General features: G+C 63.3%; 13 protein-coding genes. 4 read left to right on the top strand and 9 right to left on the bottom strand.

What is annotated here, in order from left to right:
* Nucleotides 1-31: 31 nt before the first annotated feature.
* Complete coding sequence (locus KBY86_RS03535) at nt 32-418, top strand: hypothetical protein (RefSeq protein WP_255140244.1); 387 nt, start codon at nt 32-34, stop codon at nt 416-418.
* A 161-nt stretch (nt 419-579) separates the two neighbouring features.
* Here KBY86_RS03535 and KBY86_RS03530 read toward each other — a convergent pair whose 3' ends face one another.
* Nucleotides 580-795, bottom strand: a complete 216-nt coding sequence (locus KBY86_RS03530; protein ID WP_094510861.1) for a Nif11-like leader peptide family natural product precursor — start codon at nt 793-795, stop codon at nt 580-582.
* A 533-nt stretch (nt 796-1,328) separates the two neighbouring features.
* On the opposite strand from KBY86_RS03530, the gene KBY86_RS03525 reads away from it, so the two are divergent.
* Nucleotides 1,329-2,237, top strand: a complete 909-nt coding sequence (locus KBY86_RS03525; protein WP_255140243.1) for a lipid kinase — start codon at nt 1,329-1,331, stop codon at nt 2,235-2,237.
* Nucleotides 2,238-2,247: 10 nt separating this feature from the next.
* Here the strand turns inward: KBY86_RS03525 and KBY86_RS03520 are convergent, their stop codons facing one another.
* The 3 genes from KBY86_RS03520 to KBY86_RS03510 form a co-directional block, all read right to left on the bottom strand.
* Complete coding sequence (locus tag KBY86_RS03520) at nt 2,248-3,033, bottom strand: methyltransferase domain-containing protein (RefSeq protein WP_255140241.1); 786 nt, start codon at nt 3,031-3,033, stop codon at nt 2,248-2,250.
* Nucleotides 3,034-3,148: 115 nt separating this feature from the next.
* Nucleotides 3,149-4,552 (bottom strand): TrkH family potassium uptake protein, encoded by a 1,404-nt coding sequence (locus KBY86_RS03515; RefSeq protein ID WP_255140240.1) that lies wholly within the window; start codon nt 4,550-4,552, stop codon nt 3,149-3,151.
* A gap of 66 nt (nt 4,553-4,618) precedes the next feature.
* Nucleotides 4,619-5,779 (bottom strand): cation:proton antiporter, encoded by a 1,161-nt coding sequence (locus KBY86_RS03510; RefSeq protein ID WP_255140239.1) that lies wholly within the window; start codon nt 5,777-5,779, stop codon nt 4,619-4,621.
* Nucleotides 5,780-5,797: 18 nt separating this feature from the next.
* On the opposite strand from KBY86_RS03510, the gene KBY86_RS03505 reads away from it, so the two are divergent.
* Complete coding sequence (locus KBY86_RS03505) at nt 5,798-8,599, top strand: cation-translocating P-type ATPase (RefSeq protein ID WP_399221053.1); 2,802 nt, start codon at nt 5,798-5,800, stop codon at nt 8,597-8,599.
* A 10-nt stretch (nt 8,600-8,609) separates the two neighbouring features.
* On the top strand, nt 8,610-9,281 hold the full coding sequence (locus KBY86_RS03500; RefSeq protein ID WP_255140237.1) for a DedA family protein: 672 nt from the start codon (nt 8,610-8,612) through the stop codon (nt 9,279-9,281).
* Nucleotides 9,282-9,601: 320 nt separating this feature from the next.
* Here the strand turns inward: KBY86_RS03500 and KBY86_RS03495 are convergent, their stop codons facing one another.
* From KBY86_RS03495 to KBY86_RS03475, 5 genes are all read right to left on the bottom strand, one after another.
* Entirely contained in the window at nt 9,602-9,823 is a 222-nt protein-coding gene (locus tag KBY86_RS03495; RefSeq protein ID WP_094510866.1) for a hypothetical protein, read from the bottom strand.
* A gap of 142 nt (nt 9,824-9,965) precedes the next feature.
* On the bottom strand, nt 9,966-11,297 hold the full coding sequence (locus KBY86_RS03490; protein ID WP_255099511.1) for a hemolysin family protein: 1,332 nt from the start codon (nt 11,295-11,297) through the stop codon (nt 9,966-9,968).
* Nucleotides 11,298-11,851: 554 nt separating this feature from the next.
* Entirely contained in the window at nt 11,852-12,241 is a 390-nt protein-coding gene (locus KBY86_RS03485; RefSeq protein ID WP_094510868.1) for a hypothetical protein, read from the bottom strand.
* An 82-nt stretch (nt 12,242-12,323) separates the two neighbouring features.
* The gene (locus tag KBY86_RS03480; protein ID WP_255140236.1) at nt 12,324-13,031 is read right to left on the bottom strand and encodes a cupin domain-containing protein; all 708 of its coding nucleotides are present in this window, start codon (nt 13,029-13,031) and stop codon (nt 12,324-12,326) included.
* Nucleotides 13,032-13,121: 90 nt separating this feature from the next.
* Nucleotides 13,122-13,313, bottom strand: a complete 192-nt coding sequence (locus KBY86_RS03475; protein ID WP_094510869.1) for a Thivi_2564 family membrane protein — start codon at nt 13,311-13,313, stop codon at nt 13,122-13,124.
* Nucleotides 13,314-13,426 lie beyond the last annotated feature (113 nt).

Genomic DNA, 13,426 nt, shown 5'->3' with positions numbered 1-13,426 from the left:
CAAGCTGGACCCGGAATCTGTGGATGCTGCCGTGGCTGACGCGCCCTATCTGATCTGTCTGGCCCTGCTCGAGCAGGGAGGTCAGCGGGCCATGCCGCTCAATGGCCTCTCGCAAAAGGAGGCGATCGCCCCTGGATCAGGCCCGGGGGAGGCGGGCAAGACCCTGGCCCTGGAGCTACTGATCCGCCTGTGGCAGCGCAGCGACGCACAGCCGATGAGCCGTTGCGGCGGCGACACCAGCCTGCTGCTGTTGCAGCTCCCTCTGGCGGTGATGCAGGAGCAGCTGCCGGCACTCAAGGCGCGCTGGATCCGCGAAGGCGACACCACGGAGTTGCTCGATCAATTGCGCCAACGGGGCGAAGGACTTTGGCGGCTGAGCCTGGCCCGCTACGAACCGCTCACCTTCACGGCACTGTGAAGGCTCAGAAGGAAGGGATGACGTTGGATGCAGGGGCTCACAGTGCTGGGCCTTGCTGTGCTGGGCCTTGTTGTGCTCGGCCGTGGTGTGCTCGGCCGTGGTGTGCTCTGTGTGGCGGCCGCAGGATGGGTTCCATGCAGGCCCGAGGGTGTGTTCCGCTCTCAGCTGTATTCGCCAGGCACGTCGTTCTTGCGTACCGTCACCTTGTCGAATTTCTGGCCGGACGCCCGCAGCAGCTCGTCCCCTGAGAACTCAAAACCCAGCTTGATGGCGATCTGAGCCACGTCGTCGGCTGTGGAAGCCGCCAGCACCTGCTGCTTCAACGCCGCGTCGTTCTGCATGCGGAGGAGAAAGGCCTTGAGCTGTTCGCGCGACATGGGGCCCAAGCCAACCTGCCAGCATTGTCCCTGACGGCATGTGACGGCATCTGACGGCGAGGTCAGGTGCAAGCGGAAGCAGGGCTCGGTGCATGGCGCATCGGGCGCAGATCCTGGAGGGGCGCTGGCCATGGTGATCCCTAGTGCTCACAGGCGAAAGGTGTGAACGAAGGCAGGCAAACGCAAACCGAAGACAAGGCCTACCTAGCAATCGTTGAGAGGATGGTCTGGAAGCTGTGACATTGGGGCGTGATAGGGCGGGCTGGGTTGGATGTCACTGAATGTCTGATGTCTCAAGCCGGTGATGGCTCAGCGAGTGATGACGCAGCAGGTGATGACTCAGCAGGTGATGGCTCAGCAGGTGATGGCTCAGCAGGTGATGCCTTCTCAGTCGTTGCGTTGCTCGCTGTTGCACGTCTTGGCTGAGGACTCACTTGCTCGATACAACCTGGTCGTGTTCTGTTTGGCCTAGCGGCACACAATTCCTCAGCCACCCCTACAGTCGATCAGCGACTTGATCCATACGCCACGCCATGGCAGACAGATCGGGAAAACCCATCCTCCTGTTGATCAATCTTCACTCCAAGCAGGGGCTTGAACGGTTCGGTGAGGTGGTGGCGGCCTTCAACTCTCTGGGCGTGAGATACATCATTGGGCAGGTGATGCGGTCAGAAGATTTTTCGCACTGCATTCGTTGGCACCAGGACGAGGTGTCTGCTGTGGTGATCGGCGGTGGCGACGGCACCTTTAACCTGGCGATCGATGCGCTGCTGGAGACAAACCTTCCCCTGGGCCTCCTGCCTCTGGGCACGGCCAACGACCTGGCCCGCACCCTGAATCTGCCTCTGACGCTGGCCGAGGCCTGCAGCGTGGTAGCCAACGGACATCGCCAGACCATCGACCTTGGCCGGGTGAACGGCAAGTATTTCTTCAACGTGGCCAGTTGCGGGTTGAGCATCAAGATCACAGATGCGCTCTCCAAAGACCTCAAGAAGCGCTGGGGAATCCTTGCCTATGGGATCGCGGCGGCGAAGGCGTTGCTGACGCTGCGACGTTTCGATGCCGAGATCCATATCGATGGGCAGCAGATCCTCCATCGGCGTACCCTGCAGATCGCCGTAGGCAACGGAGTGTTCTACGGCGGTGGGCTCACCGTGGTGAAGGATGCCGCCATCGACGACCAGCGGCTGGATCTCTACAGCCTGGAAATCCCCCATTGGTGGCAACTCTTCTTCGTGCTGCCGGCGTTGAAGTCTGGACGTGGCAACTCCCGTTTCGGCATCCACCGCTGGCAGGGCAGAACCTTCGAGGTGCACACGCGATTGCGGAAGCGCGTCAACACCGACGGAGAGGTCACCACCAAAACCCCTGCCGTGTTTGAGCTGTGCCCCGCCGTGCTCGACGTGTTTGTGCCGGCGCCCACCTCGACGGCGGACGACTGACGCCAGCTGCTTACAGCTTCCGCCCCCAGCTGATCAGCATCAGCACGCCCGCGTAGGCCTCGCCGTCGCGGTAGTGCTCAAGCCAGTCCAGCGCCTCAGGTTGCTCAGCGGCGAGCTTGCGGGCATTGTCCTCAATGCCGAAGAGCAGATCCGATTCCGCGAATCCGTGGGTGGGCAGCCAGATCTCCTCGCGTTGCAGCTCGCCAACACCGGCAGCGCTCAGCAGGTCGGGCAGGGCGCGGCCGATCCAGGGGTTCTGGAACGAACGGATCCAGTCGTGCTGGATGCGCTCACTCACCCCGCTGTGGGTACCACCCAGCAGGAACGTGCCCCAATCGGGTTCAGCGCACAGCACCACCCCGCCCCGGCGGGTGACGCGGGCCATCTCCTTCACCACCAGTTCCGGCTGTGCGATGTGTTGCAGTGCCCGGTCGATGCGCACCGCATCAAAGCTGCCGGAGACAAATGGCAGGGCCTTGGCATCCGCCAGCTGGAAGCTGGCCGCTGTGGCGCTGTGGCGCGTCTGGGCGGCAGCCAGCAGCGTGCGGCTGCAGTCGGCGCCAACGGCACGCGCGCCGGCAGCCACCATCAAGACCACATCGTCGCCGAGGCCGCAGGCCACATCGAGCGCGGCGCATCCGGGCACGAGCTGCAGCGCGGCGAGGGCGCGGGCCTTGTAGGCACGGCCGGCAGGCAACTGGTGCAGGCAATCGAGGCAGCGGACGCACGCCTCCGGTGCAGTGGCATCCACATCCCGGAAGCCAATGGGCAACGGCACGGAGGGGATGTCGGTCATGGCCGTCCCTCAGAGGGATCCAGCTGCTCACCCAGCCATGCCACTGGCAGCAGCAACAGCATCAGCTGCGCGGACAGGCACCGCGGCTCGAAGTGGAGCGGAACAGCTTCCAACGTCAAATGAAGACCTCCTGCTGGGGGTAGCCCACCCGGGAAGGAGGCCTGCTGCCATAGAGGGACTGAAGCAGCAGCATGATCCCCAATCGACCCACAAACATGCCCACCATCAGCACCAACTGGCCCCAACGATTGAGATTGGCAGTAACACCGACATCCAGTCCAACGGTGCAAAAGGCGGACATGCAGGTGAACAGCTTTTCAAGGAAATTGAAAGACTGAGCTGTTGGTTCTCCAGCCGTTGTTGGTCCGAGCCCAAGAAGCAGGGTCATCAGGATCACGAACAGGCCGGAAGCCAGTGCGACGCCAACGCATTTGAACACAATCGACGCGGGGATCTCGTGCCGCCCAATGACCACATCCTTGCGGCCCTCAAGCATCGAACGGGTGGTGCCCATCAGCAGAACGAAGGTGGTGGTTTTGATCCCCCCACCTGTGCCGCCTGGGCTGGCGCCGATGAACATCAACACGATCATCAGCAGCAAGCCTGCATCCGAAAGTGTTTCCATCGACAGCGGCACGGTGTTGAAGCCTGCGGTGCGTGTGGTGATCGATTGAAAAATGGTGACCTGAAGCTTCTCCCACAGGCCGAGGGTCATCACCACACCATCAGGAGCGAATTGTTCTGTGAACAGCAGGCCCAGTGCCCCGATGGCGATCAGCAGCAGGGTGCTGCGCAGCACCAGCCGGGTATGGAGGGAGAGATGGCGGATGCGCCTGAGGCGGGAGCGGTTCTCCCACAGATCATTGGTGACCCGCCAGCCGATACCGCCGACGACGATCAGGCTGCCGATCACACCATTGACCACCGGATTTCCCTTGTAGCCCACCAGGTTGTCGGCCCACAGCCCAAAACCTGCGTTGTTGTAGGCACTGATGCAGTGAAACATTGAGGCCCAGAAGCGTTCACCAACGTTGGTGATATCGGTGAAGCCAAAGAAGAACAGAATCATCGTGCCCACTCCCATCACACAGCCGGCTGTGATCAGGATCCGGTGAAAGGTGGGGCCGATGCCGCCTACCCCAAACTCATCCAGCATGCGTCCCTTGTCGAGGCGATGGCGCAGGCCGGAGCGGCCCTGCACAAACCCTTGCAAGAAGGTGGTGATCGCCATCAGGCCAAGCCCGCCTGTGATGATCAGCCCTGCCAGGGTCATCTGGCCGAAGAGGGTGAGATCCTTGCCCACATCGATGATCGACAGACCCGTCACCGTGATCGCCGAGGTCACGGTGAACAGAGCCTGCCAAAGGCCTACGTCGTCGCTGGAGCAGAGCGGCGAGGCCAGCAGCACTGTGCCCAACGCAATCACCAAGCCGCCGGTCACCACCGTGAACTGTGGCACCGTGAGACGGTGCCGCCAGGCGAGCAGGCGTCCCCATAGCTGATGAACCGAATGCAGCATCACCGGCTCAGGGGATTCAAGCGACGATCAACGTACTGGAGCGATCACCACCGCAGGAATCACCCCTCACGAAGGATTCTCAGCCGCCTTGCGCACGAAAGCCAGGCGGCGCTCCAGCAGCAGCAGGCCCAGCACCGTGGTGAGCGTCACCATGATCACCAAGGCGGAAAACTGTGACGCATTGATCACCCCGGCGCCGAGTGCCGTGGTGGCGAAAACCAGTCCGGGCAAGCCCCTGGGGATCAGGCCGAACACCACCAGCCAGCGGTCCACCCCGGCGGCGCGGTCGGCCGCCGTGATGCCCAGGCCGCAGAGGAGCTTGGTGAGCACCGCCATCCCCACCAGGGCGGCGGCCAGGCTCCAGGCCTGGGGATCCAGCAGGGTCGCCGCCGGGATTCGCATCCCCACGCTGATGAAATACAGCGGCAGGAACACATCCGAGAGCACGGCCAGGGTGCGGTTCACCTCCGCTTGCGGCGGGCTGAGCCGGGCCAGCAGCACGCCACCCCAGAGCGCCCCCAGCAGGGAGGTGAGCCCACTGGCTTCTCCCAACCACGACGACCCGATCAACACCAGCAGGATCGAGAGCGGTGCGGTGGGCCGTTCACGGCGGTGCCGGGCCCAGAGGCCCACCGCCCAGTAGCTCACGGCGGCGGCAGCAAGGCCGAGCAGCGGGCCGGGCACCGCCAGCCCTACGCCACCCATCGGCACGCCTGCGCTGGCCATCGCCACCGACAGCAAGGCGATGGCCGGCAGATCGTCGAGCACGGAAACCCCCACCAGCAGGCGACCCGAGGGGGTCTGAAGCCCCTGGCCGAGGGCCAGCACTCTCAGGGTCACCCCTGTTCCCGTGGCACTGAGCACCGCCAGACAGAGGAGGGTCTCGCTTCTGGCCAGCCCGAAACCCTGGCTCAGCGGCAGGTAGGCCAGCAGGGGAGCCAGAAAGCTGAGTGCCACCGTGCGCAGCACGGCATTGCGCCGCGCCGAGAGCACATCGCCGCGCACCTCCAGCCCCACCTGAAAGAAGAGGGTCAGCACACCCAGCTCGGTGATGCCGCTGAGCGGCCGGATCGCCTCGAACGGCAACACCGTGTTCCCGAGGATGAAGCCCACCGCCAGCTCCAGCACGATGGCGGGCACCGCCCAGGCCACCAGCCGGCCCGCTGAAACGCGAGCTGCCAGCACGCCCGTGAGCAGCACCAGCAGAGTTGTGAGCAGGGTCGGCATGGGCCTGTGAGTCAGAAAATGCGCTTAGTGTTTTCGGCTGATCGCCCCGTGCCTTCCTTGAGCCGCATTGATTCGCCTGCATGGCACAACCTCACTGTGGAGGAGTGCCTCCAGCAGCTGGAGGCCACGGCTGAGGGTCTGAGCACCGCCCAGACCGCCGAACGGCTGGCCCGGTTGGGGCCGAACAAGCTGGAGCTGGCGCCTGGCCGCAGCAACCTGCGCATTCTCTGGGATCAGCTCAGCAACGTGATGCTGATCATGCTGCTGGCCGTTGCCGCAGTGTCGGCCGCCATTGCGTTCTCGGCCCAGCGCTTCCCGAAGGATGCGATCGCGATTGTGCTGATCGTGGGGCTCAACGCCCTGCTGGGCTACCTGCAGGAAAGCCGCGCCCAGACGGCGCTGCTGGCGCTGCGCGAGATGGCCCAGCCGTTGGTCACGGTGCGCCGCGATGGCCATTGGGAACGGCTGCCAAGCGAGCAACTGGTGCCCGGCGACCTGATCCGCATGGAAGCGGGCGACCGCGTGCCTGCCGATGCCCGCCTGATGGAGGTGGCCGAGCTGGGGCTGCGCGAGGCGGCCCTCACCGGTGAAGCCGAAGCGGTGTTCAAAAAGGCGGATCTGGTGATGGAGGCCGCCACGCCGGTGTTGGAGCGCCAGAACTGCCTGTTTCAGGGCACCGAAGTGGTGCGGGGTCGGGGCACGGCGGTGGTCACCGCCACCGGCATGGGCACAGAGCTGGGCCAGATCGCTGAATTGATCAACGCCGCCGGGGGCGAAACCACGCCGCTGCAGGAACGGCTCGATGGGCTGGCCAATGTGCTGGTGGGTTCCGCGCTGGCGCTGGTGGCGCTGGTGGTGCTGGGTGGCTGGTTGCTGGGGCAGCCGCTGCTGGGGCTGCTGGAGGTGGCGCTGAGCATGGCCGTGGCGATCGTGCCGGAGGGTCTGCCCGCCGTGATCACGGTCACTCTGGCGATCGGCACCCAGCGCATGGTGCAACGGGCTGCCCTGATCCGCCGCCTGCCCGCGGTGGAGGCGCTGGGATCGGTCACGGTGATCTGCACCGACAAGACCGGCACCCTCACCTTGAACCGCCAGGTGGTGGAGGAGCTGCGTTGCGGCAGTCAGTCGATTGCGGTCAGCGGCAGGGGCTATGACCCCCACGGCTCCTTCACGGTGTCCGAACTCTCGCCGCCTGAAGGAGCCGTGCCTGGCATCACCGCTGGCGCCCGGGACCTGCTGCTGGCAGCCGGCGTGCTCTGCAGCGACGCCGAACTGAAGAAGGAAGAGGATGGCAGCTGGGACGTACTCGGGGATCCCACCGAGGGGGCGCTGGTGGTGGCGGCCAGCAAGGCCAGCCTCGATGGCTTCGCCTTGCGCAGCCACTACAAACGCAAGGCCGAGATTCCCTTCAGCTCGGAACGCCAGCTGATGGCGGTGTGGGTGGACGACACCACTGGCACCCTGCAACAGCCCCTGGGAGATGTGAGCAAGGGCTCCAGCACGTTGTTGATCACCAAGGGCGCGCCTGAGGTGATTCTTGGCTCCTGCGACCGCTGGATCGGCAGCCATGGCGTGGCGGTGTTGAGCGATCCGCAGCGGCAGTGGTGGGTGGAGCAGGCACGTCAGCTGGCGGCTTCAGGCCTGCGGGTGCTGGCCTTCGCCTGCGCTCCCCATCACACCAGCCCGGAGCAGTCGCTGGATCACCAGGTGTTGCTGGGGTTGATGGCCCAGCTCGATCCAGCCCGACCGGAAGTGGCTGAGGCTGTGGCCCGCTGCCGGGAAGCCGGCATCCGGCCCGTGATGATCACGGGGGATCACCCGCTCACCGCCCGGGCGATCGGGCAAGGAATCGGCCTCGTGGATGCGAACGCCGAGGTGGTGCTGGGCCGGGAGCTCGAGCAGCTCAACGATGCGAGGCTCCAGGAGGTGGTGAGCCGCTGCAGTGTCTATGCCCGTGTTCCTCCCGAGCAGAAGCTGAGGATCGTGAAAGCGCTGCAGGCCAATGGCCAGGTGGTGGCCATGACCGGTGACGGCGTCAACGACGCTCCCGCCCTCAAGCAGGCCCATATCGGCGTGGCGATGGGCATCACCGGCACGGAGGTGAGCAAGGAAGCCTCCGACATGGTGCTGCTCGACGACAACTTCGCCACCATCGTGAATGCGGTGGAAGAGGGAAGGCTGGTCTACGCCAACATCCGCCGCTTCGTGAAATACATCCTCGGCAGCAACGTCGGCGAACTGATCACGATTGCCTCCGCCCCACTGCTGGGCATGGTGGGCGTGCCTCTTTCGCCCCTGCAGATCCTCTGGATGAACCTGGTGACCGATGGCGTTCCTGCCCTGGCACTGGCGCTGGAGCCGGGCGAGGCAGGTCTGATGCAACGCCCGCCGGCCGAACCGGGCGAATCGATCTTTGCGCGTGGAATCGGCAGTTACATCCTGCGGATCGGGGTGGTGTTTGCTGTGATCACCATCGTGCTGATGGTTTACGCCGCTGGGTCGGGAGCCCCGTGGAAGACGATGGTGTTCACCAGCCTCTGCCTCGCCCAGATGGGCCATGCCCTGGCCGCCCGCAGTGATCTGCCGCTGGTGCAGATCAATCCCTTCTCCAATCCCTGGCTGATCTGGGCTGTGGTACTCACCACCGGCCTGCAGATGGCCCTGCTTTACGTGCCGTTCTTGTCGGCGTTCTTCGAAACCACTCCGCTCAGCCTCCAGGATCTGGCCATCTGCGTTGGCTTCAGCCTCATTTTCTTCACCTATCTGGAGATGGAAAAGCTGTGGCGGCTCTGGCGCCGCCGTGCCCATGCCAATGCCTGAGTTGCAGGCCATGGTGCAACCTGCCGCCAGTGGGTTGCACCGCTGGGCCGAATCCTTTCTGGCACTGATCGCAGACACAGCCGAAACCAACCCGCTGCAGGGGTATGTGCTCATCGCTCTTGTCTTGCTGCTGGAGAACGTGATCCCGCCGATCCCCTCCGAGCTGGTGATGCCACTCAGCGGGTTTTTGATTCAGCAGGGCAAGCTTGAGTTCGTTCCCGTTGTGGTTGCCGCCTTGATCGGCACGTTGCTCGGGGCCTGCTTCTGGTACGGGATCGGTCGCCTGGTGAACGAGCAGAGGCTGGAACATCTGATTGGCCGGCACGGCCGCTGGTTCGGGCTCAGGGCAGCCGATCTGGCCGCCAGCCGCCGCTGGTTTTCCATCCATGGGCCAGCGGTGGTGTTCTGGGGCCGGATGATCCCTGGAATCCGGCCCTTTGTCTCCATACCGGCCGGCATTGAACTGATGCCACAGGGTTCGTTTCTGTTCTGGACGAGTGCGGGCAGCCTGATCTGGATCCTGGTTCTGGTGACGTCAGGAATGGTGCTGGGAGCGAACTACCGCCAGATCCTGCTATGGATCGCACCCATGGGCAGCTTTGTTGTCCAGCTACTGCTCGTGCTGATGGCCTCCATGGGGGTGTGGGCGCTGGCCCGACTGCTGCGAAAAAACTCCAGGTGATCACTCATCAGCGCGTGATCATTCACAGATCATCGATCGCAAACCACTGATCACGGGTCACCAATCACAGGCCAACGAGCAAAGAGCACAGACAACCGATCACGAAGCTGCCAACGGAACTCTTAAAGGGAATGCTGGCTGATTAAGGGAGAGCAGCCAGCAGGCGGATAGACGGAGTTGGCCCGCTGTTGTATAGCAGGGGGACCTGGCACGGCTCAGCCTGTCGCTGCGAACAGCGCAGGAAGGCAAGGGGGCTTTCCTCAAGAAGCGAGTGGTCACGCAGTGAGTGGCGTGAGTGTTCCGGGGGGCCACAGCCTGAATCACTCTCCCCTTGAGCGCTCCTTGACAGGTTCCAATTCCAGATCGCTGGAGACGCTGGGTTCAAGCCTGGCGGTGATCACCACCAGCGCCATCAGGAAGAGCAACAAAAAGCTGGCGGCCAACCAACTGCCCAGCGTCTGCCGTTGCTGGACCTGAGCCACACGGTGGCCACAGTCCGCACAGATCAACAATCCCTTCGCGTGGTTCGCTTTGGTGATCATGCGGCAACCGCAGCGTTCACAGGCCACGTTGATAGGTCAATCGCTGATTCAGTTTGGCAGCCCAATGGCAGCCATCGCAGCAGCAACCATCACCACGCAGCCTAGGGGCGCCGCAGCACCAGATCCGAGGCAATGGCCACGTTTAGCCGTCAAGATCACCGGATGGATCACTGCTGGCAGGGGGCTTCACCGGTGGCGTCACGAGCACCTTGTCCACGCGGTTGCCGTCCATGTCCACCACTTCAAAGCGGTAGCCCAGCCAGAGGAAGTGATCCGAGGATCTGGGAATCCTCTCCAGGGCATGAATCACAAATCCAGCGAGGGTGTGATAAGTGGGCTGCTCATCGGAGCTGAGCAATTCCGTGCCGATGCGGTCATCAAAGGCGTTGATATCCAGGCTACCATCCACCAGCCAGGAGCCATCCTCTCGCGTCACAAAGGAAGGATCTTCGTTATCGTCGAGGTCGGGCAGATCGCCCACGATGCCTTCCATCAGATCGTTGAGGGTCACCAGCCCTTCCACGCCGCCATATTCATCGGTAACCAGGGCGATATGGATGCCCGCGCGCTTGAACTGCTCCAGCACACTCAGAGCACGGCTCGATTCGGCGATGTAGAGCGGTGGCTGGCACAAGGCCTCGAGATCCAGCGGCTCACGCCCCAGCTGGGCGTTGAGCAAACTGCGCACGCGCACAATGCCGGCGCAGTCGTCAAGGCTGCCACGGCCCACCGGAAAGCGGGAGTGGTTCGAATCCTGTACGTCAGCGAGAATCTCCTCCTCCGTTGCTTCCAGATCAAGCCACTGGATGTCAGTGCGTGGGGTCATCATCGTCTTGATGGTGCGATCACCCAACCGCAACACCCGCTGCACCATGTCGTGCTCCGTGGGCTCGAACACACCGGAATCTGCCCCCTGGCGAATCAATGCCTTGATCTCCTCCTCGGTGATGTCGGGCTCGGTGCTGGCGGACACATGCAGAGCCCTGAGCAGGCCATCGGTGGAGGCACCAAGCAGATGCACGGCGGGCGCGCTCAACCGCGAAAGGGTTCGCATGGCCGGCGCGATGGTGCAGGCGATCCTCTCCGGATGGGTGAGGGCGATGCGCTTGGGCAGCAGCTCGCCGATCACCAGAGAGAGGTAGGTGATCAAAGCCACCACCAGCGTGACGCTCAGCCCTTCGCTGTAGGGCCGCAGAGCCGGAAGCTGATCAACGAAGGGTTTGAGCTTCTGCGCCACCGTGGCGCCAGCCACAGCACCACTGAGCACGCCGATCAGGGTGATGCCGATCTGCACCGTGGAAAGAAAATCGTTCGGCGTTTCCGCCAGGCGCAGGGCGATACGCGCCGGCCTGCTCCCCTTATCGGCCAGTTGCTGCAGCCGCACCTTGCGCGCCGAAACAATCGCGATCTCAGAGCCAGAAAAGATCCCGTTGGCCACGATCAGCAACAGGATGAACAGAATCTCCAGCGCCAAGCAGGGGGGAAAAGCTCACGATGGATCGATTCTACAGATAGGTGCATGGCTTTGCCCGGATGGCCATGGCTTCCTGGCGCCTCCAGTATGACCAGAATCACGCATCATCAACGCGATCAGAGAAACTGAAGGTTGCAGCAGAAGAGCAGGTTCAATCATTCCACAGGGATGCCGCACCTGAACAACCCAGCTGATCTGCGCAGCTTCTACCACCAATCGGATGCATGTCTCGTACTGGAACCCGACATCCAGGCGAACTCGATGACAGCCACCCGATGATGATCAACACTGCCCAAGATCAACACTGCCCATGATCAACAGTGCCGAGGACCGAGTAAAGCGAGAGACAGCAACAGCACGTTGAAGTTACCAGGCCATCGGCACCACCTTGGAAGCAACAGCAGACCGACAGCTAAAGCACATTTCCCGCAACAAGTTTCCCCCTGGCAAACTTCGCACAGCCCATGCTTTAGATCGCAGTGCTCCCATCAGGGCAATGCTCACAGCAAAGCGCTCGCTTCAGGTCATCGGCAGCCACACGCTTGCCCTGTCCCTCAAGGCGCCTTCGCCATTCCTTCCAATGCTGTGGTGATGGTGCCCACCAACTCGTCGTCCAGTTCGGTGGCCGTGAGTTCATCGGCCACCAGATCCTGGATCAAGGGGTAGAAGCGCACATCAAACCACTTGCGGAACACCGGGTAGGTGCGCTCAGCCGGCCAGGCCCCGATGTCGCGGTGCCAGTAATCCAGCTCCGCTTCAAAGATCGCCTCGTACACCTCCGCGAGGATTTCCTCAGCCTCCTCCTGTGTGTCGTAATCGGGGATCAGGTACAAGCAGGGCTCCCGGGCTCCTGCCGCATCCACCTCCAGCTCCAGCCTCCGGGCCCAATCCAGCAATTGCTCACTGGGGTAGACCCCCACCGCGCAGCGGTTCACCACAGCCATGGCCACCTGGCGGAATTGGCTCAGGCTAGGCACAGCGCGCTAGGCGGGCACGGTCACGGGTGTGCTGCAGCCAACCTGTGGCTCATGCCACGGGTGTCTTGGGGGCTGAGCTCAGCGCACCATCCGGTCCGCAGGTGACTGGCAGATGGCCGGTCTTCACCCAGATCGTGCAGCCAGTCTCACTCCAGGGCCTGTGCACACTGCCTGGGGGGTGGCGCAACCAGCTACCAGCCGGGTATGTGCCGTGCTCGTCCTGGAACACCCCCTCCAGCACGAAGATCTCCTCGCCACCGGGATGACCGTGCAGCTGGAACACCGTGCCGGGTGCCCAACGCACCAGGGCCACATGTTCGGAGCCGTACGCATGCAGTGGCAGCACCTCAAGCCCTTCCACAAGGCCAGGCAGCCAACAGGTGCTGCGGGTGTCGATGCAGACGCGCTGCTGATCGGCCGGATGCATCTGCTGCAGCTTCACCAGGATCGTGCAACCCGCCACGCTGAACGGGGCATGGCTGGAGCCCACCGGATTGCGCAGGTAGCTGCCGGCGGCGTAATCGCCCAGCTCATCTGAAAAGGTGCCCTCAAGCACCAGGAACTCCTCGCCGCCGCCATGGCGATGGGGGGGAAAGTGGCTGCCAGGTGCGTAACGCACCAAGGAGGTGGCCCGCGCCACTTCCTCACCCTGCCGGTCGAGCAGGCGCCGCTCCACCCCCGGCATCGGCGAGGGAATCCAGGGGAGGGCGTGGGTGTCGAGCACCACGGGCCGGCTCAGATCAGCATGGAGATCCATGGCCTGATTCTGCTGGATCCCGGCAGACGCCTGGCTGCCAACCCCCTCACCGCAACCCCCGTGCGCCACCAAGCCCACCCCGGCCAGCGCCTAACTCCCCACGCGGATGCCGCGCAGGTTGTCCGTCAGGCCCAGCAGATTGAGCAGCCAGATGACGACAGCAATGACAACGACAATGTTGAGAATGTTCTTGATCTTGCTATCCATCGGAATGTAGTTGTTAACCAGCCACAACAACACCCCCACAACGATGAGTGTAACGAGAAGCGAAATCAGCGTCATTGGATAGCTTTCCAGAGTACGAGCGTCATGAACAGAGCCGATAGGGAGCTTGCATTGCAAGAACCGGAGGCGGCTCTCTTGGCAGCTCCATCACCATGCCCAGTCCATCTCTA

Source organism: Synechococcus sp. Lug-A (assembly GCF_024345655.1).
Lineage (GTDB): Bacteria > Cyanobacteriota > Cyanobacteriia > PCC-6307 > Cyanobiaceae > MW101C3.
The sequence above is the reverse complement of the archived record's forward strand: the minus strand, read 5'-3'. Positions and strand labels throughout refer to the sequence as shown.

Excerpts from the sequence above, each read along its gene's own strand:
- KBY86_RS03530 (WP_094510861.1), bottom strand. The coding sequence starts at position 795 with ATGTCGCGCGAACAGCTCAAGGCCTTTCTCCTCCGCATGCAGAACGAC.
- KBY86_RS03525 (WP_255140243.1), top strand. The coding sequence starts at position 1,329 with ATGGCAGACAGATCGGGAAAACCCATCCTCCTGTTGATCAATCTTCAC.
- KBY86_RS03520 (WP_255140241.1), bottom strand. The coding sequence starts at position 3,033 with ATGACCGACATCCCCTCCGTGCCGTTGCCCATTGGCTTCCGGGATGTG.
- KBY86_RS03515 (WP_255140240.1), bottom strand. The coding sequence starts at position 4,552 with ATGCTGCATTCGGTTCATCAGCTATGGGGACGCCTGCTCGCCTGGCGG.
- KBY86_RS03510 (WP_255140239.1), bottom strand. The coding sequence starts at position 5,779 with ATGCCGACCCTGCTCACAACTCTGCTGGTGCTGCTCACGGGCGTGCTG.
- KBY86_RS03505 (WP_399221053.1), top strand. The coding sequence starts at position 5,798 with ATGCGCTTAGTGTTTTCGGCTGATCGCCCCGTGCCTTCCTTGAGCCGC.
- KBY86_RS03500 (WP_255140237.1), top strand. The coding sequence starts at position 8,610 with ATGGTGCAACCTGCCGCCAGTGGGTTGCACCGCTGGGCCGAATCCTTT.
- KBY86_RS03495 (WP_094510866.1), bottom strand. The coding sequence starts at position 9,823 with ATGATCACCAAAGCGAACCACGCGAAGGGATTGTTGATCTGTGCGGAC.
- KBY86_RS03485 (WP_094510868.1), bottom strand. The coding sequence starts at position 12,241 with ATGGCTGTGGTGAACCGCTGCGCGGTGGGGGTCTACCCCAGTGAGCAA.
- KBY86_RS03480 (WP_255140236.1), bottom strand. The coding sequence starts at position 13,031 with ATGGATCTCCATGCTGATCTGAGCCGGCCCGTGGTGCTCGACACCCAC.
- KBY86_RS03475 (WP_094510869.1), bottom strand. The coding sequence starts at position 13,313 with ATGACGCTGATTTCGCTTCTCGTTACACTCATCGTTGTGGGGGTGTTG.